Annotated in this window: 29 protein-coding genes; 16 read left to right on the plus strand and 13 right to left on the minus strand. The window is 67.5% G+C overall.

The annotated features are described in order from the left end of the window. Positions 1-69 precede the first annotated feature (69 nt). Positions 70-1,434, plus strand: coding sequence for an NAD-dependent succinate-semialdehyde dehydrogenase (locus ROV93_RS02055; RefSeq protein WP_072166763.1), 1,365 nt, complete (start codon positions 70-72; stop codon positions 1,432-1,434). A gap of 75 nt (positions 1,435-1,509) precedes the next feature. Here the strand turns inward: ROV93_RS02055 and ROV93_RS02060 are convergent, their stop codons facing one another. The 6 genes from ROV93_RS02060 to ROV93_RS02085 all read right to left on the minus strand — a co-directional run bounded on the left by ROV93_RS02060 (position 1,510) and on the right by ROV93_RS02085 (position 6,880). Further along, complete coding sequence (locus tag ROV93_RS02060; RefSeq protein WP_065195776.1) at positions 1,510-2,532, minus strand: magnesium and cobalt transport protein CorA; 1,023 nt, start codon at positions 2,530-2,532, stop codon at positions 1,510-1,512. Positions 2,533-2,538: 6 nt separating this feature from the next. Then, positions 2,539-3,795, minus strand: a complete 1,257-nt coding sequence (locus ROV93_RS02065; RefSeq protein ID WP_072166762.1) for a DUF4105 domain-containing protein — start codon at positions 3,793-3,795, stop codon at positions 2,539-2,541. Continuing rightward, positions 3,792-4,673 carry a transporter associated domain-containing protein gene (locus ROV93_RS02070; RefSeq protein ID WP_005408827.1) on the minus strand — a complete coding sequence of 294 codons (882 nt, stop codon included), beginning with the start codon at positions 4,671-4,673 and terminating at the stop codon, positions 3,792-3,794. The genes ROV93_RS02065 and ROV93_RS02070 overlap by 4 nt, the downstream gene beginning before the upstream one ends. A gap of 64 nt (positions 4,674-4,737) precedes the next feature. Continuing rightward, positions 4,738-5,307, minus strand: coding sequence for a hypothetical protein (locus tag ROV93_RS02075; RefSeq protein ID WP_072166761.1), 570 nt, complete (start codon positions 5,305-5,307; stop codon positions 4,738-4,740). A gap of 104 nt (positions 5,308-5,411) precedes the next feature. After that, on the minus strand, positions 5,412-5,897 hold the full coding sequence (gene ybeY, locus ROV93_RS02080; protein WP_072166760.1) for an rRNA maturation RNase YbeY: 486 nt from the start codon (positions 5,895-5,897) through the stop codon (positions 5,412-5,414). After that, positions 5,894-6,880, minus strand: a complete 987-nt coding sequence (locus ROV93_RS02085; protein ID WP_005415936.1) for a PhoH family protein — start codon at positions 6,878-6,880, stop codon at positions 5,894-5,896. The genes ybeY and ROV93_RS02085 overlap by 4 nt, the downstream gene beginning before the upstream one ends. A gap of 441 nt (positions 6,881-7,321) precedes the next feature. Between ROV93_RS02085 and ROV93_RS02090 the strand changes: the two genes are divergently transcribed. From ROV93_RS02090 to ROV93_RS02100, 3 genes are read left to right on the plus strand one after another with little or no spacing between them, the layout of a single operon-like run. Further along, positions 7,322-8,278: an HlyD family efflux transporter periplasmic adaptor subunit gene (locus ROV93_RS02090; protein ID WP_072166759.1), complete on the plus strand. Its 957-nt coding sequence runs from the start codon at positions 7,322-7,324 to the stop codon at positions 8,276-8,278. A gap of 20 nt (positions 8,279-8,298) precedes the next feature. Next, positions 8,299-9,222, plus strand: a complete 924-nt coding sequence (locus ROV93_RS02095) for an ABC transporter ATP-binding protein (RefSeq protein ID WP_065177389.1) — start codon at positions 8,299-8,301, stop codon at positions 9,220-9,222. After that, the gene (locus ROV93_RS02100) at positions 9,219-10,331 is read left to right on the plus strand and encodes an ABC transporter permease (protein ID WP_072166758.1); all 1,113 of its coding nucleotides are present in this window, start codon (positions 9,219-9,221) and stop codon (positions 10,329-10,331) included. Before ROV93_RS02095 ends, ROV93_RS02100 begins: the two co-directional genes overlap by 4 nt. Before the next feature lie 79 nt (positions 10,332-10,410). Here the strand turns inward: ROV93_RS02100 and miaB are convergent, their stop codons facing one another. Further along, the gene (gene miaB / locus ROV93_RS02105) at positions 10,411-11,829 is read right to left on the minus strand and encodes a tRNA (N6-isopentenyl adenosine(37)-C2)-methylthiotransferase MiaB (RefSeq protein WP_072166757.1); all 1,419 of its coding nucleotides are present in this window, start codon (positions 11,827-11,829) and stop codon (positions 10,411-10,413) included. 195 nt (positions 11,830-12,024) lie between these two features. Further along, on the minus strand, positions 12,025-12,645 hold the full coding sequence (locus ROV93_RS02110) for a glutathione S-transferase (RefSeq protein WP_072166756.1): 621 nt from the start codon (positions 12,643-12,645) through the stop codon (positions 12,025-12,027). Between the two features lie 80 nt (positions 12,646-12,725). Between ROV93_RS02110 and ROV93_RS02115 the strand changes: the two genes are divergently transcribed. The 7 genes from ROV93_RS02115 (at position 12,726) to ROV93_RS02145 (ending at position 18,783) form a co-directional block, all read left to right on the plus strand. Next, a complete protein-coding gene (locus tag ROV93_RS02115) occupies positions 12,726-13,694 on the plus strand; it encodes a WYL domain-containing protein (RefSeq protein ID WP_312538507.1) in 969 nt (322 codons plus the stop codon). Positions 13,695-13,739: 45 nt separating this feature from the next. Further along, a complete protein-coding gene (locus tag ROV93_RS02120) occupies positions 13,740-14,660 on the plus strand; it encodes a lytic transglycosylase domain-containing protein (protein WP_072166754.1) in 921 nt (306 codons plus the stop codon). Positions 14,661-14,854: 194 nt separating this feature from the next. After that, positions 14,855-15,475, plus strand: coding sequence for a ubiquinol-cytochrome c reductase iron-sulfur subunit (petA, locus tag ROV93_RS02125; RefSeq protein WP_004151998.1), 621 nt, complete (start codon positions 14,855-14,857; stop codon positions 15,473-15,475). Next, the gene (locus tag ROV93_RS02130; protein ID WP_005408840.1) at positions 15,475-16,734 is read left to right on the plus strand and encodes a cytochrome bc complex cytochrome b subunit; all 1,260 of its coding nucleotides are present in this window, start codon (positions 15,475-15,477) and stop codon (positions 16,732-16,734) included. The genes petA and ROV93_RS02130 overlap by 1 nt, the downstream gene beginning before the upstream one ends. Beyond that, the gene (locus tag ROV93_RS02135; protein WP_072166753.1) at positions 16,727-17,476 is read left to right on the plus strand and encodes a cytochrome c1; all 750 of its coding nucleotides are present in this window, start codon (positions 16,727-16,729) and stop codon (positions 17,474-17,476) included. The genes ROV93_RS02130 and ROV93_RS02135 overlap by 8 nt, the downstream gene beginning before the upstream one ends. Positions 17,477-17,610: 134 nt before the next feature. Beyond that, on the plus strand, positions 17,611-18,246 hold the full coding sequence (locus ROV93_RS02140) for a glutathione S-transferase N-terminal domain-containing protein (protein WP_005415948.1): 636 nt from the start codon (positions 17,611-17,613) through the stop codon (positions 18,244-18,246). Positions 18,247-18,330: 84 nt separating this feature from the next. Then, complete coding sequence (locus tag ROV93_RS02145) at positions 18,331-18,783, plus strand: ClpXP protease specificity-enhancing factor (RefSeq protein ID WP_005412806.1); 453 nt, start codon at positions 18,331-18,333, stop codon at positions 18,781-18,783. Between the two features lie 85 nt (positions 18,784-18,868). Here the strand turns inward: ROV93_RS02145 and ROV93_RS02150 are convergent, their stop codons facing one another. The 4 genes from ROV93_RS02150 to ROV93_RS02165 form a co-directional block, all read right to left on the minus strand. Further along, positions 18,869-19,219 (minus strand): DUF3301 domain-containing protein, encoded by a 351-nt coding sequence (locus tag ROV93_RS02150; protein ID WP_072166752.1) that lies wholly within the window; start codon positions 19,217-19,219, stop codon positions 18,869-18,871. 67 nt (positions 19,220-19,286) lie between these two features. Next, positions 19,287-20,276: a DUF2272 domain-containing protein gene (locus ROV93_RS02155; RefSeq protein WP_072166751.1), complete on the minus strand. Its 990-nt coding sequence runs from the start codon at positions 20,274-20,276 to the stop codon at positions 19,287-19,289. A 117-nt stretch (positions 20,277-20,393) separates the two neighbouring features. Beyond that, entirely contained in the window at positions 20,394-21,245 is an 852-nt protein-coding gene (nadC, locus tag ROV93_RS02160; RefSeq protein ID WP_005415952.1) for a carboxylating nicotinate-nucleotide diphosphorylase, read from the minus strand. Next, a complete protein-coding gene (locus ROV93_RS02165) occupies positions 21,242-21,511 on the minus strand; it encodes a Trm112 family protein (protein ID WP_072166750.1) in 270 nt (89 codons plus the stop codon). Before ROV93_RS02165 ends, nadC begins: the two co-directional genes overlap by 4 nt. 58 nt (positions 21,512-21,569) lie before the next feature. On the opposite strand from ROV93_RS02165, the gene purE reads away from it, so the two are divergent. The 3 genes from purE (at position 21,570) to ROV93_RS02180 (ending at position 23,691) form a co-directional block, all read left to right on the plus strand. Further along, positions 21,570-22,073, plus strand: coding sequence for a 5-(carboxyamino)imidazole ribonucleotide mutase (purE, locus tag ROV93_RS02170; protein WP_005412808.1), 504 nt, complete (start codon positions 21,570-21,572; stop codon positions 22,071-22,073). Further along, positions 22,070-23,218 (plus strand): 5-(carboxyamino)imidazole ribonucleotide synthase, encoded by a 1,149-nt coding sequence (locus tag ROV93_RS02175; RefSeq protein WP_072166749.1) that lies wholly within the window; start codon positions 22,070-22,072, stop codon positions 23,216-23,218. Before purE ends, ROV93_RS02175 begins: the two co-directional genes overlap by 4 nt. Positions 23,219-23,349: 131 nt before the next feature. Continuing rightward, positions 23,350-23,691 carry a carboxymuconolactone decarboxylase family protein gene (locus ROV93_RS02180; RefSeq protein ID WP_072166748.1) on the plus strand — a complete coding sequence of 114 codons (342 nt, stop codon included), beginning with the start codon at positions 23,350-23,352 and terminating at the stop codon, positions 23,689-23,691. A 75-nt stretch (positions 23,692-23,766) separates the two neighbouring features. Here ROV93_RS02180 and ROV93_RS02185 read toward each other — a convergent pair whose 3' ends face one another. Beyond that, complete coding sequence (locus tag ROV93_RS02185; RefSeq protein WP_032954072.1) at positions 23,767-24,345, minus strand: superoxide dismutase; 579 nt, start codon at positions 24,343-24,345, stop codon at positions 23,767-23,769. 121 nt (positions 24,346-24,466) lie between these two features. Here ROV93_RS02185 and grxD point away from each other — a divergent pair, with 121 nt between their 5' ends. Together grxD and ROV93_RS02195 are read left to right on the plus strand one after the other, a co-directional pair. Then, positions 24,467-24,787 carry a Grx4 family monothiol glutaredoxin gene (grxD, locus tag ROV93_RS02190; RefSeq protein WP_005415957.1) on the plus strand — a complete coding sequence of 107 codons (321 nt, stop codon included), beginning with the start codon at positions 24,467-24,469 and terminating at the stop codon, positions 24,785-24,787. Beyond that, positions 24,784-25,560 (plus strand): SDR family NAD(P)-dependent oxidoreductase, encoded by a 777-nt coding sequence (locus tag ROV93_RS02195; protein ID WP_072166747.1) that lies wholly within the window; start codon positions 24,784-24,786, stop codon positions 25,558-25,560. Before grxD ends, ROV93_RS02195 begins: the two co-directional genes overlap by 4 nt. The last annotated feature ends 135 nt before the right edge of the window (positions 25,561-25,695 follow it).

Here is a 25,695-nt window from a genome sequence, read left to right on the forward strand (position 1 = left end):
GACTGTGCCGGCAACACCCGGCTCACGGCCGGCGGCGCACAATGGGGGTCTTCCAGATGGAGATCCCCCATGACCGTCGAGATCGTCGACCCGGCCACCGGCCAGGTGACCTACCGCCATGTACTGATGGGCGCTGCCGACATCGAGCAGCGCCTGCAGGCCGCCGCCGATGCGTTCCCCGGCTGGGCCGAGCGTTCGCTGCAGGAACGCGGCGCGATCCTGCGCCAGATCGCGGCGCAGCTGCGCACGCGCCGCGACGACCTGCAGCAGGCGATGACCCACGAGATGGGCAAGCTCAAGGTCGAAGCGCTGGCCGAGGTCGACAAGTGCGCGGCGGCCTGCGAGTACTACGCCGACCATGCGGCCGACTATCTCAAGCCGCAGCTGATCGACACCGAAGCGCAGCGCAGCTATGTGCGCTACGAGCCGATCGGCTGCGTGTTCGCGGTGATGCCGTGGAATTTTCCGATCTGGCAGGTGTTCCGCTTCCTCGCACCGGCGTTCATGGCCGGCAACGTGGCCCTGCTCAAGCACGCCAGCAACGTGCCGCAGTGTGCCGACCTGATCCTGGCGGTGTGCCGTGATGGCGGCCTGCCGGACGGCGTGTTCGACGTGCTGCACATCGACAACGACCAGGCCGCCGACGTGCTGCGCGACGCACGGGTGAAGGCGGTGACGCTGACCGGCAGCGAGCGGGCAGGGCGCTCGATCGCCTCCAACGCCGGCAGCCAGTTGAAGAAGTCGGTGATGGAGCTGGGTGGCAGCGATGCCTTCGTGGTGCTCGACGATGCCGACCTCGACAAGACGGTTGCGGCAGCGGTGAAGTCGCGCTTCGACAACAGCGGGCAGACCTGCATCGCGGCCAAGCGGTTCATCGTGGTCGAGGCGGTAGCCGATGAATTCACCCGTCGCTTCGTTGAAGCTGCGGCCGAGCGCCAGTACGGCGACCCCGATGAGCGGGGCACCACGCTGGCGCCGATGGCCCGTGCCGATCTGCGCGATGAACTGCACGAGCAGGTACAGGCCAGCGTGGCCAAGGGGGCGCGTGTGCTGATAGGCGGCGAGCCGATTGCCGGCACCCATGCCGGCTATCCGGCCACGGTGCTCGACCAGGTCGGCCCGGGCATGCCGGCCTACGACGAGGAACTGTTCGGTCCGGTGGCTGCGGTGATCCGGGTCGCTGATGAGAGCGAGGCACTGCGCGTGGCCAACGACACCCGCTTCGGCCTCGGCGGCAGCGTGTGGACGCGCGATCCGGTGCGCGGCGAAGCCTTCGCGCAACGCATGGAATGCGGTGCGGCCTTCGTCAATGCCATCGTCAAAAGCGATGCGCGACTGCCGTTCGGCGGCAGCAAGCAATCTGGCTTTGGCCGGGAACTGGCCGACCACGGCATCCATGAGTTCATGAACATCAAGACCGTTTACGTGGCTTGATGTCGAAGGGGGGGGGCGGCCAGCGGCCGGCGTTGCCCTGCTTGCCGGCCAGCGGCCGGCACTACCACCAGCGGGTCACAACCACTTCGCGCGCTTGAACAACCGGTACAGGCCCACGCAGACGCCGCCCACACCAACGATCATCAGTGGGTAGGCCCACGGTTGGCTCAGCTCCGGCATGTGGCTGAAGTTCATCCCGTACCAGCTGGTGATCAGCGTCGGTGCCGCCAGCAGCGCGGCCCACGCACCGAGGCGCTTGACCGTCTCGCCCTGCGCCAGCGTCACCAGCGACAGGTTCACGCTGAGCGCGGTGCCCAGCATCTCGCGCAGGGTGTCGATCACATCACTGATGCGTACCGCGTGGTCGTGCACGTCACGGATGTACAGCTTCACTTCGTCCGGAACCAGCTCGCCCTGGTAGCGGCGCAGCTGGGCCAGCACATCCTGCAGCGGCGCCACCGCCATCCGCATCTTGTTCAGTTCGCGCTTGAGCTCGTACAGGCGCACCACGGTGCTGCGCTTGTAGTTCTCGGCGAAGATGTCCTTTTCCAGCAGGTCCAGGGTGTCGCGGAAGCGGTGCACGATCGGCAGGTAATTGTCGACCACGAAGTCGGTCACCGCGTACAGGCAGTACGACGGGCCCATCTTCAGCAGCTGCGGCTCACGCTCGACCCGAGCACGTACCGGCGCGTAGGACAGCGAGGCGCCGTGGCGCACCGTTACCAGGAAGCGCGGGCCGAGGAAGGCATGGGTTTCGCCATACTGGATGCGCTCGTCGACCATCTGCGCGGTGGTCACCACCACGAACATTGAATTGCCGTAGGTCTCGACCTTGGGCCGCTGGTGGGCGTTGCGCGCATCCTCGATGGCCAGGTCGTGCAGGCAGAACTCCTCCTGCAGTTTCAGCAGCACATCGTCGTTGGGGTCGTACAGGCCAACCCAGACAAAGCCATTGCCACTGGCAATGACATCGCTGATGGCGTCCAGGGTGATGTCGTGGCGTTTGCCCTCGTCATCGTAGTGGACGCAGTTGATGACGCAGGCGGGGTTGGCTGAAGCCGGGGCGGAAGCGGAGGCGGGCAATGACATGCCCGCCATCGTGCGTCAGCGCCGTGTTTCGGACAAGTGAGGATGGCGCCCCAGTACCCACGCCAGCGCGACGTGGACGGGCAGCAGCAGCACGATCCACTGCACGTTGTACTGCGCCTGCAGGCTCAGCCAGTGCAGCACCAGCGCCGCCACGGCCTGCACTGCCAGCAGCCACAGCACGACCCTGAACATGCGGCCCGGCACGCGCCGGCGCAGCAGGCTGATTGCTCCGGGCAGCAGCAGCACGGCCACCGGCGAAAGCAGCAGCAGGTTGCGGTTGGCCCAGGCGGCGTAGTGGATGCTGAAGCCCCACAGGAACACCAGCAGGCTGCCGGCGATGGCGCACAGCAGCCAGAACGGCAGGGCCAGCCCGGCCAGCAGGCGCGGGCGGTTGCGCAGCACCAGCACGCCGCCGGCCACGGCCAGACCAAGCAGCAGCCACGGCCACCAGCGACGCGCGAATTCCTTCGGCTCCGGATCGATGCGGTGTGGCAGCAGTTCCTGTTCGGACTGCACCAGCGGCCGGCCATCACTGTTGCGTGCCTGGCGCAGCGCATCGGCCAGGCGCATCGGCACGAACGCTTCCTGCCAGCGCGACAGCGGCTGGTCGGCAAACGGCCCCAGGCCGACATCGAAGCCCAGCCACATCCACGGGGCGGGCGAGGCCAAGCGCACCGACTCGCTGCGGTAGGTGTTGCCGCGCGAACGCCCCGACAACTGCGACTGCAGGCCACCGCCCAGCGCCTTGTCCACCGTGTCGCGTACCATCGTGGCGCAGTTGGCGGTGTAGTAGTCGTAGTGGTAGCGCGCGTTTTCCGGCTTGGCCCGCTCGGCCAGGTCAGCGGCCAGGGCACGCGCCTGGTCGGGGCGCAGGTCCAGCCACTGCACGCTGGCACCGCGGCCGGTCTCGTCGTAGTACGACAGGTCCTGCTGCAGCGGTAGCGCCACCAGGTAATACATCATGTCGCCGCGCACGAAGCGGCTGATGAAATCGTCCTCGGACGGATCGAAGTAGCCGAAGTTGTATGAGGTCGCTTGGCCGCTGAGCGGATCGATCACCACGATGGCATCATGCCCGAAGCGTTCGAAGAACACGGTGCCCGGCTGCATGGTCACCACGCCGATACGCGGGACCGGGGCCTCGGCGTTGGCGGTGGCAGGTGCGGGCACGGCTGCCGCCGGCTGCGCGAAGGCGGCCAGTGGCAGGGCCATGGTCATGGCCAGCACACACAGTGCCAGCCACGCCGTCAGGATCAGACCGCGGCGCTTCAAGCGTCGTCCTGCGCGTCCGGCGGCAGCACGGTCACGTGGAAGGCCTGCACCCGGCGCGCATCGGCGCGGGCCACGCGGAACATGAAGCGGTCCAGCGCCAGCTCATCGCCGACTTCCGGCAGATGGCCCACGGCCTCGGTGACCAAGCCACCGATGGTGTCGTAGTCCTCGTCGGAGAACGTCGCGCCGAAGCGCTCGTTGAAGTCGCCGATCGGGGTCAGCGCGTCGACCACGTACTGGCCGTCGGACTGGATGGCGATCTGCGCGGACGGATCCTCGGCCTCGTCGTGCTCGTCGTCGATCTCGCCGACGATCTGCTCCAGCACGTCCTCGATGGTGACCAGGCCGGCGACACCGCCGTACTCGTCGACCACGATGGCCATGTGGTTGCGCGACAGGCGGAACTCCTTCAGCAGCACGTTCAGCTTCTTCGCCTCCGGGATCAGCACCGCCGGGCGCAGCAGCTCGCGCACGTTGGCCGGGCCGTTGTCGGCGACCACGCCGCGCAGCAGGTCCTTGGCCAGCAGGATGCCAAGGATGTCGTCCTTGTTCTCGCCGTGCACCGGGAAGCGCGAATGGCCCGATTCGACCACCTGCTTCATCAGTTCCAGGAAGGGCGCTTCGACCGGCAGCGAGACCATCTGCGAGCGCGAGATCATCACGTCGCCCACGGTCAGCTCGGCCACCGAAATGGCGCCTTCCATCATCTTCAGGGTATCGGCGGCGATCAGACCCTCTTCCTGCGCGGTGTGCAGGACAGCGACCAGCTCGTCGCGGGTGTGGGGTTCGCCGGAGAAGGCCGAGGTCAGGCGTTCAAGCCAACCGCGCTTCTTTTCACTGTGCTCCGCAGGGGAGCTACTACTGTCGTCTTCTGACATCTCTGGAAAAAAGGCACCCGGCAGGCCGGGCGTTGGCCCAAGTCTAGCAGGATGTGGCGGCCTGTCAGTGACCGTCGCTGCCCGGTCCGGTGATCGGCGGCGGGGCCAGTTCAGGCCGGGCAGGGGCTTCTTCTTCAGGCAGGTCCAGGCTGTAGGTACAGCCGGCCAGCGTTTTCCCCGGATGGGAGGCCACGGTGGAGACGCTGAGGATGATCGACTCGATCTGGGCCTCGCCGCTCTGCGGGTCGGTAACGTCGCGGCTGACCAGCTCGCGGCCGGCCATGAACTTGCCGTTCTGGTCGTAGCCGGTCTCCAGCGCCAGCCGCTTGGCCAGAGGCCGAGGGTCGGCCTGGTCGAGGACGGCCATGATGCTGGCGCCGGCCACCGCTACCCGCTCGGTCTGTTGGCCGAAGACGGTGATCGGGCTGGCCAGCCGGTACTCGCTCATGAACTGGTTGCCCTGCGGCAGCGGCTGCAGGCCCCGGGCCACGGCCTTCAGCGGGTCGGCCAGCAGCGGCGCCAGCGCTGTCTGCTCGGCCACGCCCTGGCGGCATTCGATCAGCGCCGGCAGATCCAAGGCAGCGGCCGGGGCGGACGCGACGAGCAGCAGGGGCAGGGCAATACGCAGCAGCACAAAGAAATTCCCGTTGTAGAGCCGAGCCCATGCTCGGCTGCATTTCGGTCAGGTTTGCGGGGGGCGATGCGTTGGAGCCGAGCGTAGGCGCGGCTGTATAGGCCTTAGCGCTCGCCCGCGTACGGGTCGTCAATGCCCAGCTCGGCCAGGATCTCGCGCTCCAGCTGTTCCATCGCCTCGGCCTCCTTGTCGTCCTCGTGGTCCCAGCCAAGCAGGTGCAGCACGCCGTGCACGGTCAGGTGCGCGTAGTGGGCATTGAGCGCCTTGCCCTGTTCGTCGGCTTCACGCGCCACCACCGGTGCGCAGATCACCAGGTCACCCAGCAGCGGGAACTTGACGCCCTTGGGCAGACCTTCGGGCACTTCGGCCGGGAAGCTGAGCACGTTGGTGGCGTAGTCCTTGCCACGGTAATGGCGGTTCAGCGACTGGCCTTCCTTGGCATCGACCACGCGGATGGCCAGGTCGGCCTCGCGGATGCGGCCCTTCAACGCAGCGGCCACCCACTTGCGGAAGCTCACTGCCGCCGGCAGCCCGGTACGCGGCAGGGCATAACTGACGGCGACGTCCAGTCGCACGGGACCACGGGTCATGGCGTCGCTCCAGGCTGGATCTGATGCAGGTCGCGGCGGTCGTAGGCGCTGACGATGCGCGCCACCAGCGGATGCCGGACCACGTCGCGGGATTCGAAGAAGGTGAAGCTGACGCCCTCGACCTCGCGCAGCACATCGATGGCGTCGCGCAGGCCGGACTTCACGTGCTTGGGCAGGTCGGTCTGGGTCAGGTCACCGGTGACCACCGCGGTGGAGCCGTAGCCCAGGCGGGTCAGGAACATCTTCATCTGCTCGATGGTGGTGTTCTGCGCCTCGTCCAGGATCACGAACGCATCGTTGAGCGTGCGGCCGCGCATGTAGGCCAGCGGCGCGATCTCGATGACGTTCTTCTCCAGCAGCTTGACCACCTTTTCCACGCCCATCATCTCGTACAGGGCGTCGTACAGCGGTCGCAGATAGGGGTCGACCTTCTGGCTCAGGTCGCCGGGCAGGAAGCCCAGCTTCTCGCCGGCTTCCACCGCCGGGCGCACCAGGATCAGGCGCTGCACCCGCGACTCGTTCAGTGCTTCGACCGCGCTGGCCACGGCCAGGAAGGTCTTGCCGGTTCCCGCCGGGCCGATGCCGAAGTTGATGTCATGCGTGGCGATCTGGTGCAGGTAGCGGCCCTGGTTGGCGCCGCGGCCGCGTACCGTGCCACGCTTGACCTTGATCGCCACGTCCTGCGCTTCGTAGGAGCGCTCGGCGATCTGCTCGACGTTGGCCTGCGCCAGGCGCAGGTGGATGGCGTGGTTGTCGAAGGTGGTTTCGCCGGCTTCGGCGTACAGCGCTTCAACCAGCTTCTGCGCCTCCACGATGGCTTCGTTGGGCCCGCTGATGCGGAACACGAAGCCACGATTGGCGATCTCCACGCCGAGCTTCAGCTCGATCTGGCGCAGGTGCCCATCGAAGGGGCCGCACAGGTTGGCCAGTCGCTCGTTGTCTTCCGGCGACAGGGTGAAGTCTCGATGATCGATGCTTTTCATTGCTTGGGGTGGGGCGGGGTCGCCGTCCACCGCGATGGACTCGGGGTGACAAGGTTACGCGCGTACCGGGCATGCGGCCAGCGGCGGGCCGATACGCGGTTTTCCACACCCGGTGTGGACGGGGGGCGCGAAAAGCTGTGGATAGGCCTTCGCAGTGCTTGTGCCACAAGGCGGATGAGGTGGTGGTGAAAAAACCGTCACGGTCGGCCGGCGCCTGTGACGGCAGCGCATCTTCCGCTGCCAGGCACCCAGTACGGCTGCCCCCGTCCGGTTCTCCACACCGGCTGTGGAATGATGCTGAATCAAGCTGTGGATAGGTGGCGAGGAACCTTGCAGCAAAAGGCCTGTCCGCGCGTGGCGAAAAAACCGTCAGGGCTGATCGGAATCATTGAGGGTGCACGGGGCAGGTGGCACCGTGTCGCCGTCGCAGGAGGGAATGGCATGGGCATCGGCAACGGGATGCGTGGACTCGGGCTGGTGGGCATCGGCCTGCTGGCGGGCTGTGGGCAGTCAACGCCAACGGCGCTGGGCACGCTGGAGTGGGACCGGATCACGGTGCCGGCGCCGGCGGCCGAGGTGATCGCCACGGTGGAGGTGCGCGAGGGCCAGCGGGTCAAGGCCGGGGCCGTGCTGATGCAGCTCGACCCCGCCCGCGGCGACGCGCAGTTCGCGGCGGCGCAGGCCGACACGGCGCGCGCGCAGGCCCAGCTGGAAGAGCTGAAGCTTGGCCCGCGCCAGGAACAGATCGCACAGGCCCAGGCACAACTGGCCGCGTTGCGCGCGCAGTCTGCTGAGGCCACTGCCTACTATCGTCGGGTGCAACCATTGGCACGCCAGCGCCTGATCGCCGCCGCCGAGCTGGACCGTGCACGAGCGGCCGCCGGCAATGCCGCGGCCAGCGTGCGTGCCGCCGAGCAGGCCTGGCTGGAACGGGTGCACGGCAGTCGCGCGCAGGACATCGCCCAGGGCCAGGCGGCCGCCGACGCCGCACAGGCGCAGCAGGTGGTGCAGGGCGTCAACCTGCAGAAGCTGCAGCTGCGCGCACCGCGCGATGGCGTGATCGATGCCTTGCCCTACCGGCAGGGTGACCAGGCACCGATCGGGGCGCCGCTGGCGGTGATGCTGGTCGGCGAGCGCCCCTATGCGCGCGTCTACCTGCCGCAGCCGCTGCGCCTGCAGGTCAAGGTCGGTCAGCCGGCGCAGATACAGCTGGAGGGAGGAAGCACCGTACTGAAGGGCCATGTGCGCGCGATCCGCAGCGAGCCTTCATTCACCCCGTACTACGCACTGACCGGCGATGACGTCGAGCGCCTGAGCTACCTCGCCGAGATCGACGTGGATGCAGCCAGCGACATGCAGAAGCTTCCGGCCGGACTGCCGGTGCAGGTGCGCTTCTGAACACCGGTGCGGACATCGCGGTGCATGCGCAGGGCCTGACCCGCCGCTTCGGTGAACTGCTGGCCGTGGACAAGGTCGACCTGACCGTCCCGCGCGGGCAGGTGTACGGCTTCCTGGGCCCGAACGGGTCAGGCAAGTCGACCACCATCCGCATGCTGTGCGGCCTGCTGGAACCCAGTGCGGGGCAGATCGAGGTGCTGGGCCTGGCGGTTCCCGAGCAGGCCGAAGCACTGCGCCGGCGCATCGGCTACATGACCCAGCGCTTCTCGCTGTACGAAGACCTGTCGGTACGCGAGAACCTGGAATTCCTCGCCGCCATCCAGGACCTGCCGCGCAACCAGGCCCGGCAACGGGTCGATGCGCTGCTGCAGCAGTACCGGTTGCAGGACCGGCAGCCGCAGCTGGCCGGTACGCTCAGCGGCGGGCAGAAGCAGCGCCTGGCCCTGGCCGGCGCCGTGGTGCATTCGCCCGAACTGCTGTTCCTGGACGAGCCGACCAGCGCGGTCGATCCCGAGTCGCGCCGCGATTTCTGGGAGGCCCTGTTTGAACTGGCCGACGCGGGAACCACGGTGCTGGTGTCGACCCATTACATGGACGAAGCCGAGCGCTGCCATCGCCTGGCGATCCTTGATCGCGGCGCACTGGTGGCCGACGGCACGCCGGCCGAGCTTTGCTCTCGGCTGCAAGGACGAACGCTGCAGGTCACGTCATCGCAGCCACGCCAGGCCAGCCGCGTGCTGGCCGAGCTGCCCGGCGTGCTGAGCGTGGCGCAGATCGGCACCCATCTGCGCGTGCTGTGCAACGAAGGCGCAGCGGATGTCGCGGCGCTGCGGCGCGCGCTGGCCAGCGCCGACCCGCAAGCGCATATCGAAATCGTGGCGCCGAACCTGGAGGACGTGTTCGTGGCCGCCACCCGTGGCCGTGGCAGGGAGCCAGCGGCATGAACCTGCGCAGGCTGTGGGCGATCATGCTCAAGGAGCTGCGGCAGCTGCGCCGCGACCGCATCACGCTGGCGATGATCGTCGGCATTCCGGTGATGCAGCTGCTGCTGTTCGGGTATGCGATCAACCTCAACCTGCGCCACCTCGATGCGGGTATCGCCGACCAGGCCAACAGCGCCGCCTCACGCGCGCTGGTGCAGGACATGGTCGCCACCGGCGTGATCACGCCACGCAGCGAGGCCTACACGCCGGACCAGCTGATGCAGGCGCTGCGCCGCGGCGAGATCAGCGTCGGCATCGTGGTGCCGGCGGACTTCGAGCGTCGCCGCTTCGATGGACGCGAAGCGGTACAGGTGCTGGTCGATGGCAGCGACACCGTGGTGCAGAGTGCGGCGATCCAGCTGGCGCAGGTGCCACTGGATACGCGCCCGACCAGCAATACGCGGCCGCTGCGCGAAGGCAGCATTGCCGGTGGCCAGGTCAGCGTGACCAGTTTCTACAACCCGCAACGGCGCTCGGCGGTGAACATCGTGCCCGGCCTGATCGGGGTGATCCTGACCATGACCCTGGTGATGTTCACGGCGGTGGCGGTGGTGCGCGAACGCGAGCGCGGCAACATGGAACTGCTGATCGCCACGCCGGTATCACGCAGCGAACTGATGGTCGGCAAGGTGCTGCCCTATGCAGCGATCGGTATGCTGCAGACCACGCTGGTGCTGGTGCTGGGCACCTGGCTGTTCCAGGTGCCGATCCGCGGCAGCCTGCTCGACATCTACCTGGCCGCAGTGCTGCTGGTGCTGGCCAACCTGGCGCTGGGCCTGCTGATCTCCACGCGCGCGCGTTCGCAGTTCCAGGCGATGCAGATGACCCTGTTCCTGTTCCTGCCGTCGATCCTGCTGTCGGGCTTCATGTTCCCGTTCGCCGGCATGCCGCGGCCGGTGCAGTGGCTGGCCGAAGTGCTGCCGTTGACCCACTTCCTGCGCCTGGTGCGCGGCATCATGCTGCGCGGCGCCTCGCTATGGGAGCTGTGGCACGACGCACTGGCGCTGCTGGCCTTCATCGTGGTGATGATGACCCTGACGATCCTGCGTTTCCGCAAGCGCCTGGATTGAGGCCTGTCATTCGGTAGTGCCGGCCGCTGGCCGGCATCATTTCCGGTGGGTGCCGACCGTTGGTCGGCACACCCTAGCCTTATTCCGCCACCACGCGCCCACGCAGCGAGTTGGTAAGCGCTTCGGTGATCAGCACATCCACGAACTGGCCGATCAACCGCGCAGGCGCCGGGAAATTCACCGACCGCATGTTCTCGGTCTTGCCGGTCAGTTCGTTCGGGTTCTTGCGCGACGGCCCTTCCACCAGCACGGTCTGCACGGTACCGACCATCTTCTGCGAGATGCTGGCGGCGTGCGCATTGATGCGCTCCTGCAGGCGCGACAGGCGAGCGTGCTTCTCGGCATCGCTGATCGTGTCCTCCAGATCGGCCGCCGGTGTACCCGGTCGACGCGAATAGATGAAGGAGAAACTGTGGTCGAAGCCGATGTCCTCGATCAGCTTCATGGTCTTCTCGAAGTCGGCATCGGTCTCGCCGGGGAAGCCGACGATGAAGTCCGAGCTGATGGAAATGTCCGGGCGCACCGCGCGCAGCTTGCGGATCTTCGACTTGAATTCCAGCGCGGTGTAGCCGCGCTTCATCGCCGACAGCACGCGGTCGCTGCCGGCCTGCACCGGCAGGTGCAGGAAGTTGGCCAGCTGCGGAACGTCGCGGAACGCGTCGATCAGCGAATCGCTGAACTCGAGCGGGTGCGAGGTGGTGAAGCGGATGCGGCCGACCCCATCGATCTCGGCGATGGTGCGGATCAGCAGGCCGAGGTCGGCAAACTCACCGTCTCCATATGGGCCGCGATAGGCGTTGACGTTCTGGCCGAGCAGGTTGATCTCGCGCACGCCCTGCGCGGCGAGCTGCGCCACTTCCACCACCACGTCCTCGAACGGGCGGCTGACTTCGGTGCCGCGGGTGTAGGGCACCACGCAGAACGAGCAGTACTTGGAACAGCCTTCCATGATCGACACGAACGCCGAGGCACCTTCGGCGCGTGGCTCGGGCAGGCGGTCGAACTTCTCGATCTCGGGGAAGCTGATGTCCACCTGCGGGCGCTTCTGCTCGCGCCGCGCGCGGATCAGTTCCGGCAGGCGATGCAGGGTCTGCGGGCCGAACACAAGGTCCACGAACGGGGCGCGCTTGATGATCGCTTCGCCTTCCTGCGAGGCAACGCAGCCGCCCACGCCGATGATGACCTCGCGGCCCTTGTTCTTCAGGCCCTTCCACACGCCGAGTTGGCTGAACACCTTCTCCTGCGCCTTCTCGCGGATGGAGCAGGTGTTGACCAGGATGACGTCGGCGTCGTCCGGGCTGTCGGTCAGTTCCAGGCCATCGCTGGCGGCAAGCACGTCAGCCATCTTGGCCGAGTCGTACTCGTTCATCTGGCAACCGTGGGTCTTGATGTACAGCTTGCCCTTGACCTGGTCGGGCTTGCGCGGACCAGCGGGCAGGGCAACGAGCGGGGTACCGCCCGGGGTGGCGGGCGGAAAGACGTCTGGCGTCCCGGTCATGGCGCTTAATCCATTCGGGTGGCGGGAAAGCGGGCAATTCTACCCGCATCCCGCGCCAGCCGCCGCGCCCTTGTAGAGCCGAGCCCACGCTCGGCTGCTCTTCCCGCTTCCCATGGGGCAGCCTGGCATGGCCTGGCTCTACTGAAGCCAGCCGAGCGTGGGCTCGGCTCTACAAGGAAAGCCAGCCGGCGCTGCTTATGCCGCCGCCAGCTCCGCATCGATCTGCCGCGAACGGTCGAAGGCGGTCATCGCGCTCATCCGTGCGATGTAATCAGCCGTGGCCGGCGCAGGCTGCACCAGACCGAAGGCCGTGGTCCAGGCCAGCGCATTGCCCCACAGCACGTCGGCGGCACTCATCGTCTCGCCGAGCAGGTAGCGACCCTGTGCCAGCTGGGCCTCGACCACCTGCAGCACGGTCTCGGCGTCGTTGTACGGCGACATCATGCGCGGCGGCGGCTCGCGGTGCATCGCCTTGTCGATCATCGCCGGCTCCAAACAGGCACCGTAGAAGGCCATCCAGCGCAGGTAGGGCCCGCGCAGGGCATCGCCGATCGGCGGCGCCAGCCCGGCTTCCGGATACAGGTCGGCCAGGTACAGATAAATGGCCACCTGTTCGGTCACCAGCGCGCCGTTGTGGACGATGGCCGGCACCTTGCCCATCGGGTTGATGGCCAGATAGGCCGGGGCCAGGTTGGCGCCGGCCTTCAGGTCCAGCACCTGCATGCGGTAGTCGGCACCCAGCGCTTCGAGCAGGGCCACGGCGCCGCTCGAGCGGGATCGGGCGGCGTGGTAAAGGGTGATCTGGCGTGAGGTCATGGCATTGCTCCTTGCGGTGGGTGGTGAACTGGAAGCCATCCTGGGGCACCATTGCGGACGACTTCTGTCCTCGATTCTTCATGCGCCATACCGCCCATCGACTGCTGCGCCTGATCGCCCTGCTGCAGGCCCGCCGCCAGTGGTCCGGGGCTGAGCTGGCCGAGCGCATGGGCGTGGACCGGCGCAGCATCCGGCGTGATATCGAGCGGCTGCGCGAACTGGGCTATCCGGTCCGGGCCTCGTCGGGGGTCGGTGGCGGCTATCAGCTGGGGGCCGGGGCACCGGTACTGCCGATGCTGCTGGACGAGGAAGAGGCGACCACCCTGGCGATCGCGCTGCGGGCCGCGTCCGCGACCGTCGCTGGCATCGACGACACCGCCCGGGGCCTGTTGTCCAAGCTCGACCCGCTGGTGCCGACCCGTCGCCGCCAGCAGGCCGGCGAGGTGCATGCGGCGACGGCCACCCTGTCCGACCTTCCCTCCACCGACGCACGCCTGCTGGGACGGCTGGCCCAGCATTGCCGGCAGGCGTCACGGCTGGCCTTCGAGTACCGCAGTGCGCGGGAGGCGGTGACCCAGCGCGAGGTCGAGGCGCAGCACCTGGTCAACTATGGGCGGCGCTGGTACCTGCTGGCCTGGGATCTGGGCCGGCAGGACTGGCGCACCCTGCGCGTGGACCGGATGGGCGCGGTGCGCGAATGCGCCGGGCCGGGCATGCATCGACGCACGCCCGCGCCCCCGGACGTGATGGTGCGGCAGGCGGTCAGCCAGGCGCCCTTCGCGCTGCAGGCCATCGTCCGCCTGGCCGGCAGCCGCACCGAGCTGGAAGGGCGCATCCCGCCGTGGTGTGGCGTGCTGGAGGCTGATGGCGCCGACCATTGCCTGTTGCGCATGGGCGCCGAGAGCGGCGGCATGATGCTGGCGCAGATCCTCAGCCTGGACCGGGTGCCGGTGGCGTTGTGGACCACACCGCCGGGCCTGCGCGATGAGCTGGCACAGCGTTTGGCCGGATTGGGCCAGGTGCTGGCTGTGCCGCCGGTCACAGGCTGAGCCGCGTCGCTTGGCAAGCCCCGGCGAAGCTGGGACACTCGCGGCATGAAGGGGATACTGGGGACAACGGCGATCATCATCGCTGCGCTGACCGCTGCGCCGGCCAGCGCCGGCACCCTGTACAAGTGCCAGGGCGCCGACGGGGTCACCAGCTACGTGAGCAAGCGAGTGGCCGGCGCGCGCTGCAGCAGCATCAGCTACAGCCGCGATACCCGCCCGGCACCGCGCCCCGTGGTGGCCGCACCGAAGCCTGCGCCGACCTCGGTGGCCAGCATCGAACGCAATCCGGTCGCTATGGCGGCCAGCGCTGCTGCGCCCGCTGCGGTCGCGCCGACGCCTGCTGCACCCGCGCCTGCCGCGGCACCGACGGCCTCGCGGGCCGGGCGGATGGTCAGCGGCCAGGTCTATTCCTTCATGAAGGATGGGGTGCGCCACTACACCAGTGCGCGGCCGACCCAGGTCGCCAACCTCGGCCCGGTGCGTACCATCCGCTACAGTTTCATGGAGCGCTGTTATGCCTGTGGCGTCAACCCACGCGTGGACTTCGGTTCGGTGCGCTTGAACACCACCGCGTTCCAGACCGAGATCACCTCGGCCGCACGCGAGTTCGGCGTCGAAGAAGCCGTGGTGCGCGCCATCATCCACGCCGAGTCGGCCTACAACCCGACCGCGCTCAGCCGCGCCGGCGCGCAGGGCCTGATGCAGCTGATGCCGCCGACCGCGGCCCGCTTCGGGGTCAGCGATTCCTACGATGCCGCGCAGAACATCCGTGGTGGCGTGCAGTATCTTGCGTGGTTGCTGAAGCGCTTCAATGGCGACCTGACCCTGGCTGCGGCCGGCTACAACGCCGGCGAAGGCGCGGTCGACCGCCACGGTGGCGTGCCGCCCTACAGCGAGACCCAGTACTACGTGCGCCGGGTTGGGCAGCTGGCCGAGCGTTACCGCACCGCCCTGAGTCACCAGTAGGTGCCGACCGTTGGTCGGCACTCCTTTGAAAGGTAGTGCAGGCCGCTGGCCGGCAACCCCGTAATCAATGTTGTTGCAATGCGTTGTGTGGCGCGCGACGGTTCCGCTACACTCGCCCATGATTCAATGCGGCTCTGGCCCCCACCGGATCCGCTGGCAGCCTTAAAGCTACCTAATCAATATCGGAGTGCCGGATGGCCAACGATGGGGTACACGATCCAGTCAACACCGGACGTCGGCGTTTTCTTTCTGCCACCACTGCTGTGGTTGGCGCCGTCGGCGTCGGATTCACCGCCGTTCCTTTCATCAAATCCTGGAATCCCAGTGCCCGTGCCAAGCTTGCCGGTGCACCGGTCGTGGCCGACATCAGCGCCCTGCAGGAAGGCCAACGCCTGATCGTGGAGTGGCGTGGCCAGCCGATCTGGATCGTCAAGCGGTCCAAGGCGATCCTGGATGCACTGCACGGGCTGGATGGCCGCCTCAAGGACCCCGAGTCCGGCGAGAAGGACCAGCAGCCGGACTACGTGCTGAAGCAGAACCCCGAGCTGCGCTCGATCAAGCCGGACATCTCCGTGCTGGTCGGCCTGTGCACGCACCTGGGCTGCTCGCCGGAAATGGTCGCCGAGATCCGGCCCGAGCCCTATGACCCGCAGTGGAAGGGCGGTTACTTCTGCCCGTGCCACAAGTCGCGCTTCGACATGTCCGGCCGCGTCTTCAAGGATGTGCCGGCGCCGATCAACCTGAAGGTGCCCGCGCACCACTACCAGGACGACAACACCATCATCATCGGTGTCGATCCGCAGGGGGCTGCCTGATGGCCAATATCCTCAGCCGTACCGCCAGCGGCGTCGCCGACTGGGTCAATGCCCGCGCGCCGGGCCTGATGCCGGTCTATCGCAAGCACGTCAGCGAGTACTACGCGCCGAAGAACTTCAACATCTGGTACTACTTCGGCTCGCTGGCACTGCTGGTGCTGGTCAACCAGATCGTCACCGGCATCTTCCTGACGATGCACTACAAGACCAGCGCCGCGGAGGCGTTCGGCTCCATCGAATACATCATGCGTGATGTGGAGTGGGGCTGGCTGATCCGCTACATGCACTCCACCGGCGCCTCGCTGTTCTTCATCGTGGTCTACCTGCACATGTTCCGTGGCCTGCTGTACGGCAGCTACCAGAAGCCGCGCGAGCTGGTGTGGATCCTGGGCATGCTGATCTACCTGGTGCTGATGGCCGAAGCCTTCATGGGCTATGTGCTGCCGTGGGGCCAGATGTCGTTCTGGGGCGCCAAGGTGATCATCTCGCTGTTCGGCGCGATACCGGTGATCGGCAACGGCCTGACCGAATGGATCATGGGCGACTACCTGCCCAGTGACGCCACGCTCAACCGCTTCTTCGCATTGCACGTCATCGCACTGCCGCTGGTGCTGCTGTTGCTGGTGGTGCTGCATCTGGGCGCGCTGCACGAAGTGGGGTCGAACAACCCCGATGGCGTGGAGATCAAGAAAGGACCGAAGGGCAACCGCTGGTCGCCGAATGCGCCGGCCGACGGTATTCCGTTCCACCCGTACTACACGCTCAAGGATGGTGTCGGCGCCGGCTTCCTGCTGATCATCGCCGCCTTCATCATCTTCTTCGCACCGGGCTTCGGCGGCCTGTTCCTGGAACACGACAACTTCACCGAGGCCAACCGCCTGGTGACCCCCGAACACATCAAGCCGGTCTGGTACTACACGCCGTACTACGCGATGTTGCGCGTGGTACCGAACAAGCTCGGTGGCGTGCTGGTCATGTTCTCGGCCATTGCGATCCTGTTCCTGGTGCCGTGGCTGGACAAGGCCAGGGTAAAGTCGGTGCGCTACCGCGGCTGGATCTCGAAGGTGATGCTGGGCGTGCTGGCGGTGTGCTTCGTGTGGCTGGGCGTGATCGGCTCCGGCCCGGGCACCGACGTGCATGAAACCTACATCGGGCGGGTGCTGACCTTCCTGTACTTCGCGTTCTTCATCACCATGCCGCTATGGACAAGGTTGGACAAGACCAAGCCGGTACCGGAGAGGGTGACCACGCATGACTGAGCGCTGGATGGTCCGGCTGGCCCTGACGGCCACCCTGATGCTGGGCAGTTTCCTGGCCTCCGCCGCCGAGGGCGGCACCACGCTGCTGCAGGCCGGCAACGACCTCGGTGACCGCGCCTCGCTGCAGCGGGGTGCGCAGCTGTACATGAACTACTGCTCCGGCTGCCATGCGCTGAAGTACCTGCGCTACTCGCGGATGGCGCAGGACCTGGGCCTGACCGAAGAAGAGGTGATGAACAACCTCAACTTCACCGGCTCGGCGATCGGCGACCCGATCCCGGTGGCGATGCCCAAGGAAAACGCGGAGAAGTGGTTCGGCAAGATGCCGCCCGATCTCAGCCTGATCTCGCGCGTGCGGGGCAGTGACTGGGTTTACACCTATCTCAAGTCGTTCTATCTGGACAGCAGCCGCCCGCTGGGCTGGAACAACGCGCTGTTCGCCAACGCCTCCATGCCCAACCCGCTGTGGGAGATGCAGGGGCTGCAGCATGCGGTGCACGGCAAGGCGGAAGCGCCCGGCATGGACCCGCCGGTGACCGGCCTGAAGATTGAAACGCCGGGATCGGTCGATGCCGGGCAGTACGACCAGGCCGTGCGGGACATCACCAACTTCCTCGAATACGCCGGCGAACCGGCCGCACTCAAGCGCCAGCAGCTGGGCGTGTGGGTGATCCTGTTCCTGGCCCTGCTGACCTTCCTGCTGTATCTGCTGAAGAAGGAATACTGGAAGGACGTTCACTGATTCTGGCGCCGGCCATCGCGTGGGCCTATTGGCTTTTGTGATGGTCGGTTGCACACTCGGGGAGGAGTCGACCGCTGGCACGGTGCCGGCGGCGCCGATGCGGCAGGCGGTCTCCTGTCGTGGGAGAGCCTTTGATGGCGGCGAGCGTACGCATGCGCAATACACTGACGCTGTTTTCCTCGAACGACGACGTACTGTGCCACCGTGTACGCCTGGTCCTGGCGGCCAAGGGCGTCACCTTCGACTTCGTTCCGGTCGATCCGCAGAACCCGCCTGAAGACCTGATCGACCTCAATCCGTACCACTCGGTGCCGACCCTGGTCGAACGCGAGCTGGTGCTGTACGCCGCATCGGTGGTCAGCGAATACCTGGATGAGCGCTACCCGCATCCGCCACTGATGCCGGTCGACCCGCTGTCGCGTGCGCGCATCCGCCTGGCCATGCTGCGCATCGAGCACGACTGGGTGCCGCAGGTGCAGGCCATCCAGCTGGGCAACAAGACCCAGGCCGAGGCCGGGCGCAAGCGCCTGAAGGAACTGCTGACCGCCTCGCTGCCGCTGTTCAAGGCCAGCAAATTCTTCCTCAATCCGGAAATGAGCCTGGCCGACTGCGCGATGGCGCCGATCATCTGGCGCCTGCAGTCGCTGGATGTGCCGCTGCCGAAGGATGGCAAGGCGATCGAGGACTACGGCAACCGCATCTTCCGCCATCCCGGATTTGTCCGCAGCCTGACCGAGCAGGAAAAGAAACTGCGCGATCTGCCGGTCTGATCCGTCCCCGCGTTACCCGTCTGCAGGCCGACCGGCGTGCAGACGATCCGCCCCGGCGGGGCGCCGGGCGCGTACACTTCACGCATGACCGAAGACTTCTTCCACATGACCAGCCACCGCCCGTACCTGCTGCGGGCGCTGGTGGAATGGATCAACGACAACCAGCTGACCCCGCACATCCTGGTCGACGCCGGCGTCCCCGGCGTGCAGGTCCCGCCTTCGGCGGTCAAGGATGGCCGGGTCGTGCTCAACATCGCCGAACGTGCTGTCGTGCGGCTGATGATCGACAACGAAATGGTGAGCTTCTCGGCCCGCTTCTCCGGAACCAGCTACCCGGTGCAGGTGCCGATCAGCGCCGTGCTGGCGGTCTACGCCCGCGAGACCGGGCAGGGCATGGCATTGCCGGATGACATTCCGGGCAACGAAACCGCACCGACCAGCGATGAGCTGCTGCACGAGGAAGGCACGCCGCCGGACGACACGCCGCCGGCCAGTCCGCCACCGAAGGGCCGCCCGAACCTGCGCGTGGTCAAGTAACCATTCTGACGCCGCCCGATGGGCGGCGTTTTTCTTTGCCCGTTTGGCGGTGGGTGCCGACCGTTGGCCGGCACATCTTCAAACCCTAGGCATCCTCGGCATCCTCCGCATCCGGCCGGATCTGGCTGATCCGCGCGGCACCGGGGCCGGTGAACGAAATCAGCTGGTCGCCACGCAGCACCATGCGGCCCACGTGGCGATCGATGCCATCGTAGGAATACTCGAACTTGAAGGTGCGCTCGAAACCGAGCCGGCCATCCTCGCCACGCGACAGTCGCAGGCCGGTGGCGTGCACCGCCTGGTCCAGCCACTGCACGTCGGCGGCGCGGCAGGCATTGCGTCCCAGCTCGACCGCGCGCTCGGCGGCCGAGCGTGCGGCGTTCCAGAAGAAGTAGATGATTCCGCCGGCAATCAGCAACAGCAGCAGGGTAGGCATGGCGTCAGCCGTCAGAGGTCGATCCGGCAAAGATGGCGGCGAACGCGCGCTGGATCAAGCACGGGTATCACCGGCTCGGCGGTGGCTGGCCCGTCATCGGTGCTGCGGGCGCGTTGGCCGGTACGGCCTGCATCGGCGCTGCGGAGGGTGACGGCATCACCAATGGCGCGGTCGCGGTCAACTGCAGCAGGGCCGCCCAGTCCTGGCGGTTGAAGCTGCATTCGTCCTCGCGGCCCGGCGTGCAGCTGGGGTCGATGCCGGTGCTGTTGCGTTCGCGTGCCGGGGGCAGCTTGATCAATCCGGTACGGTCCAGCGGCAGCAGGCGCATTGCCACGGTGTTCATCACGTTGCCACCGACCAGGTACAGGGTCTGGTCGCCCCCCAGGTTGGCAGCCACCACCACTTCGCAATGCGATTTCCAGTGGCCCACCGAACCGTTGCCCAGCGCCTGCACCAGCCCGCTGTAGCTGAGCGTCGTGCTGCGGTCGCGCAGGAAGCACAACAGATCGCCCGGTGCGGGCTTGGCCGTGGCCGGGTCGACCAGCCGGTACGGCACGCCCGAGGGGCCGCCCTGGTACGCGGCACGGATGTAGTCGATGTGGCGCGGCGACGTGTTGAAGCCGGGAACGCCGGCCTGCACCATCACCCAGGAAATGAAAGCGGCCGACCACGGATTGTCGATCAGGAAGGCGCGGCAGTCGCTGTCGGTGTAGCGCGTACCCAGCGGTGCCACGCAGCTGCTGGCACCGGCGATGCTGCCCATCGCGTTGAGCGTGCCGCTGTTGCGCCAGTAGCCGGCCACGCGCTGCCAGGCAATCAGCCCGTTGTCGGCCAGGTGTTCGTTCTCGGCCTCGGTGACACTCAGACTCGCCGCGCGGCCATCGCGATCGATGAAGGGCCGGAACCAGAGCCGGTGTTCATTGCAGGCGGTATTGCGGATGGCCACCGCCAATGGGCTCAGGCCGAAGCGGGGAGGGACATCGCAGGCTTCAGCGGCTGCGGCGGACAAGGGGGCTGCCGCGAGCAGCAGACAGGCAGGCAAGAGCATCCGGCGCATGCGCGGCTCCTGTGGGGGATGCCCGCAGCGTCGCAGAGGCTGGCGTAGCCGAGCCGTGAAGGCGCCCGGGTCGTGTAGAGGCGAGCCTACGCTCGGCTCCACAAGGTCGCGTAGGCCTCAAGCCGGCGGCGGGCCCAGCTTCAACGACAGATCGATGGCCTGCACATGCTTGGTCAGCCCGCCGATGGAGATGCAATCGACGCCATCCTCGGCGATCGAACGCAGGCCGCCCAGGCCGACGCTGCCGGAGACTTCCAGCGGAATGCGCCCGGCCGTGATGCGCACCGCCTCGCGGCGCAGGTCGGGACTGAAGTCATCCAGCAGGATGCGTTCGCAACCGGCTTCGAGCGCCTGGCGCAGCTGTGCCAGGTCTTCGACCTCGACCACCAGTGGCAGCGCAGGCCACTGCCGGCGTGCGGCGGCCACCGCCGCGGCCAGCGAACCGGCGGCACGGATGTGGTTCTCCTTCAGCATCACCGTGTCGTACAGGCCGAAGCGGTGGTTCTCGCCGCCGCCGCAGCGCACCGCGTACTTCTGCGCCAGGCGCAGGCCGGGCAGGGTCTTGCGGGTGTCGAGGATGCGGGTACCGGTACCGGCCACCGCGGCCACGTAGCGGGCAGTGGTGGTCGCGGTGCCGGACAGCGTCTGCAGGAAGTTCAGCGACGTGCGCTCGGCACTGACCAGGCTGCGGCTGCGCCCGTGCAGCAGGGCCAGCACGGTGCCGGCGGTGACGGCATCGCCTTCGGCGATGTGCCATTCAATGCGCACGTCAGGGTCGAGCGCGCGATGGGTGGCGTCGAACCAGGGGCGCCCGGCGATCACCGCATCCTGCTTGCACAGCAGGTAGGCGCTGTCGGCCTGGTCGGGGAGCAGGGCGGCGGTGACGTCACCGCTGCCCAGGTCCTCGGCCAGCGCGCGCGCGACATCGGCGGCGACAACGGCCGCATCCGGCGTCGGCAGCGTGCTCATGCGGTCGGGAAGTCGGCGATCTGGGCGGTCGGAATGGCTTCCTCGGCCAGCAGCACCGGGATGCCGTCGTCGACGCGGAACACCTGCTTGCGGTCACGGGTGACCAGCGCCTCGCGCAGCGGCTGCGCCAGCGGGTTGCCATCGGCCTTGGTCAACGTACCGGCGGAAATGGCCTTGTTGAGGGCTTCCAGGCCCTTGCCATCCAGCAGGGACAGGGGCTGGCGGGTGTCCGGGGACACCAGCAGGTCGAGCAGCTTGCGATCCATGGTTCTTCGTCTTGCGTGGAAGACGGCTAGAATACGTCTTTAAGGCAGGTGACGGCCAATGACCCCCAACCCGATCGCGCCGCTTGTCGGCATCGTCATGGGTTCCCGTTCCGACTGGGAAACCATGCAGCACGCCGCCCAGAAGCTTGAAGCCCTGGGTGTTCCGTTCGAAGTGAAGGTGGTGTCCGCGCATCGGACGCCGGATGTGTTGTTCAGTTACGCCGAGCAGGCGGGCCCGCGTGGCCTGCGCGCGATCATCGCCGGTGCCGGCGGGGCCGCGCACCTGCCAGGCATGATCGCGGCCAAGACCGCCGTGCCGGTGCTGGGTGTGCCGGTGCAGTCCAAGGCCCTCAACGGCATGGATTCCCTGCTGTCGATCGTGCAGATGCCGGCCGGCATCCCGGTCGCCACCTTCGCCATCGGCAACGCCGGCGCCTCCAACGCCGCGCTGTTCGCGGCGGCGATGCTGGCCAGCGACCAGCCGGCGATCGGCCAGGCGCTCGATGCCTTCCGTGCACGCCAGACCGAAGACGTGATGGCCCACGACGATCCGCGCCAATGAGCCTGACCGTCGGCATCCTGGGCGGCGGCCAGCTCGCCCGCATGATGGTCCTGGCCGGTGCGCCGCTGGGGCTTCGCTTCGAACTGTACGACCCGGCCGCCGACGCCTGCAGCGGCCCGCTGGCGCCGCTCACCGTGGGCGCCTTCGATGACCGCCAGGCCCTGGCGGACTTCGCCGCCAAGGTCGATGTGGTCACCTTCGATTTCGAGAACGTACCTGCCGACAGTGCACAGTTCCTGGCCGACCGCGTGCCGGTCTATCCGCCGCCGGCCGCGCTGGCGGTGGCCCAGGACCGGTTGAGCGAGAAGACCCTGTTCCAGCAGCTGGGTATTCCGCTGCCGGCCTTCGCCGACATCCGTAACCGCGACGAGCTGGCGGCGAAGGCGGCTGAGTTCGGCCTGCCGTGCATCCTCAAGACCCGCCGCCTCGGCTACGACGGCAAGGGTCAGTTCCGCCTGCGCAGCGAAGCCGACATCGACGCCGCATGGGATGCGCTCGGTGCCCAGGTGGAGCGCACCGGACTGATCCTGGAGGGCTTCGTGGCCTTCCAACGCGAGGTCAGCGTGGTGGCCGTGCGTGGCCGCGATGGCAGCTTCGAAGCCTGGCCGGTCACCGGCAACTGGCATGTCGACGGCGTGCTGTCGGCCAGCGTGGCACCAGCGGTGCTGTCCGACGCCGAGCGGCAGGCAGCGATCGGCTATGCCCGCCGCGTCGCCGAGCACCTGCAGTATGTGGGCGTGTTCGCACTGGAGCTGTTCTGTCGCGACGGCGAACTGCTGGCCAACGAGATGGCACCGCGCGTGCACAACTCCGGGCACTGGACCATCGAAGGCAGCGAGACCTCGCAGTTCGAGAATCACCTGCGTGCCGTGCTGGGCCTGCCACTGGGCAGCACCCGCATGCTCGGCCATGCCTGCATGCTGAACTGGCTGGGCGCGATGCCCGATCCGGCGCCGGTGCTGGGTCAGTCCAGTGGCCATTGGCACGATTACGGCAAGGAGCCGCGCGAAGGTCGCAAGGTCGGCCACGCCACGTTGCGCGACGATGATGCCGCTGCATTGGCCGATGCGCTGGACCAGGTCGGCCTGGAGCTGGACCGCCAGGCCCAGGTGGCGCCGGCAGTGCACGCGCTGCGCAACCGCTGAGCCCGGGCGTGCCGGCCCCCCCCCCCCCCCCCCCCAACCCTGTATGCCTGCAACGGTGTGGCGCGCCGGTGCAGGCATCGGCGCACCATTGCCGGTGGTAGCGTGGAGCTCCTTTCACAGGAGTCACGACCATGCTTGACTGGAATGCCTACCGCAAGGAACTGACGGGCCGCATCGGCGAGATCGGCAAGCTCTCGCCGGACACGGTCAAGGGCTACGCCACCCTGGCCAATGCCGGTGCCCAGACCAACCACCTGGATGCCAAGACCCGTGAGCTGATCGCATTGGCGGTGGCGGTGACCACCCGCTGCGACGGCTGCATCACCGTGCACGTGGACGCTGCGCTGAAGCAGGGCGCCAGTCGCGAGGAAATCGCCGAAGCACTGGGCGTGGCGGTGTCGCTCAATGCCGGCGCGGCGCTGGTGTACTCGGCGCGGGTGATGGACGCGGTGGCTGCGCACGAGAACGCGTGAAGCTTCATCTGTAGGGCCGAGCCCATGCTCGGCTGCTGTCCGGCCAGCCGAGCATGGGCTCGGCCCTACAGGCGGTCAGCGCAGCTGGCTTTCGGCGAATTCCCAGTTGACCATCTGCCAGAAGGCATCCAGGTAACGCGCGCGATCATTCTGGTAATCGGTGTAGTAGGCGTGCTCCCAGACATCGCAGCACAGCAGCGGGGTGCTTTCGCCGGTCAGTGGCGTGCCGGCGTTGCGGGTGGCCTGGATGCCGAGCTGGCCACCGGGGTGCTGCACCAGCCACACCCAGCCCGAGCCGAACAGGCCCAGCGCGGTGCGGTTGAATTCCTCACGCAGGCGCTGCGCATCACCGAACTGGCGCTTGACCAGCTCGCCCAGCCGGCCCTGCGGCTCGCCGCCGCCGCGCGGGCGCAGGCACTGCCAATAGAAGCCGTGGTTCCAGGCCTGGGCGGCCGCATCGAACAGCGTGCCCTGGGCATGGCGCACGATCTCTTCCAGTGACGCCTCCTCCCACTCGGTGCCGAGAGTGCCGGCGTTGACCGCGTCAACGTAGGCGCGGTGGTGGCGGCCGTGATGCAACTCAACGGTCTGCGCGGACAGGTGGGGCTGCAGGGAGCCGGGGAGGTAGGGCAGGGCAGGCAATTCGACGGGCATGGACAGGTTCGTGGCCAGGGGGACGGCGGTAGCCTGTTCCATCCGCTTACAATGGCGGCTACCGTGGGCAGTCTAGCCGACCATCACGGTCGGTTTGTCCGGCGAAGCAAGGAGTGTGGTTGTGGCGGTAATGCAGCAAATCCAGGCCGAGGTCGATCGTTACCCGCTCGTGCTGTTCATGAAGGGCACCCCGCAATACCCGATGTGCGGCTTTTCCAGTCGCGCCGTGCAGGCGTTGATGGCAGCCGGCGCCGTCACCCTGCGCACTGTCAACGTGCTCGAAGAGCCGGAGATCCGCGCCAACCTGCCGCGCTTTTCCAATCTGCCGACCTTCCCGCAGCTGTTCATCAACGGTGAGTTGATCGGCGGCTGCGACATCGTCATGGAACTGTTTGAATCCGGCGAGCTCAAGCGCATCGTCGAAGAGGCGACCCAGGGATGAGTGCCTGGCCGTCGACGTCACCGACTGACGGGGCGATCGATGGCCGCCCGTTGCAGGATCGCGTCGTACTGGTCGCCGGCGCCGGGGGAGGGCTGGGCAGTGCCGCGGCGGTCGCCGCAGCCGCAGCCGGTGCCACCGTGGTCCTGCTGGGACGCAAGCCGCGCCGGCTGGACCGGGTCTATGCCCAGGTCCAGGCGGTCGGTCCGGAACCGCTTCTGTACCCGCTGGACCTGGAAGGCGCCAGTCCCGATGACTATGCCGAACTGGCCCAGGCCCTGCAGCGCGAGCTGGGGCGGCTGGATGGACTGCTGGTCTGCGCCGCGCATTTCCCCGGGCTGACTCCGTTTGAACTGGCTGACCCGGCCAGTTTCGCCCGTGCGGTCCATGTCACCCTGACCGCGCCGGCCTGGCTGGCCCAGGCCTGCCTGCCGCTGCTGCGGCAACGCGAGGATGCCGCTCTGGTGTTCGCGGTCGATGCTCCCGAACGGGTCGGACAGGCCTACTGGGGGGGGTATGGCGTGGCCCAGCACGGCCTGCGTGGCCTGATCGCCAGCCTGCACGATGAACTGCGCCGCAGTCCCATCCGGGTCAGCGGCCTGTACCCCGGCCCCCTGCGCACGGCGCTTCGGGCCCGCGCCTATTCCGTGGACCAGGACCCGGCTGCGCAAGGCCCGGAAGCCGCGGCGGCCGCCGCGGTGACCCTGCTGTCCGCCGCTGGGAGCACCTGGCGCGGGCAGATTCTCGATGCCAGTGAGACGCCCCGGGAAAGGTGAGCCCTGTGGAAAGACGGAGTGAAGAACCCGTCACGATTGCGTTGCGAACCGGTGCCGTTTGTCGCACAACCGTCACATTGATGGCGTAGCGTGTTAATCTAGTGTTAACCGTTAGGGCTGCCTTCAGCCGAGCGG

The organism is Stenotrophomonas maltophilia group sp. msm4, assembly GCF_032025605.1.
Taxonomy (GTDB): domain Bacteria; phylum Pseudomonadota; class Gammaproteobacteria; order Xanthomonadales; family Xanthomonadaceae; genus Stenotrophomonas; species Stenotrophomonas sepilia.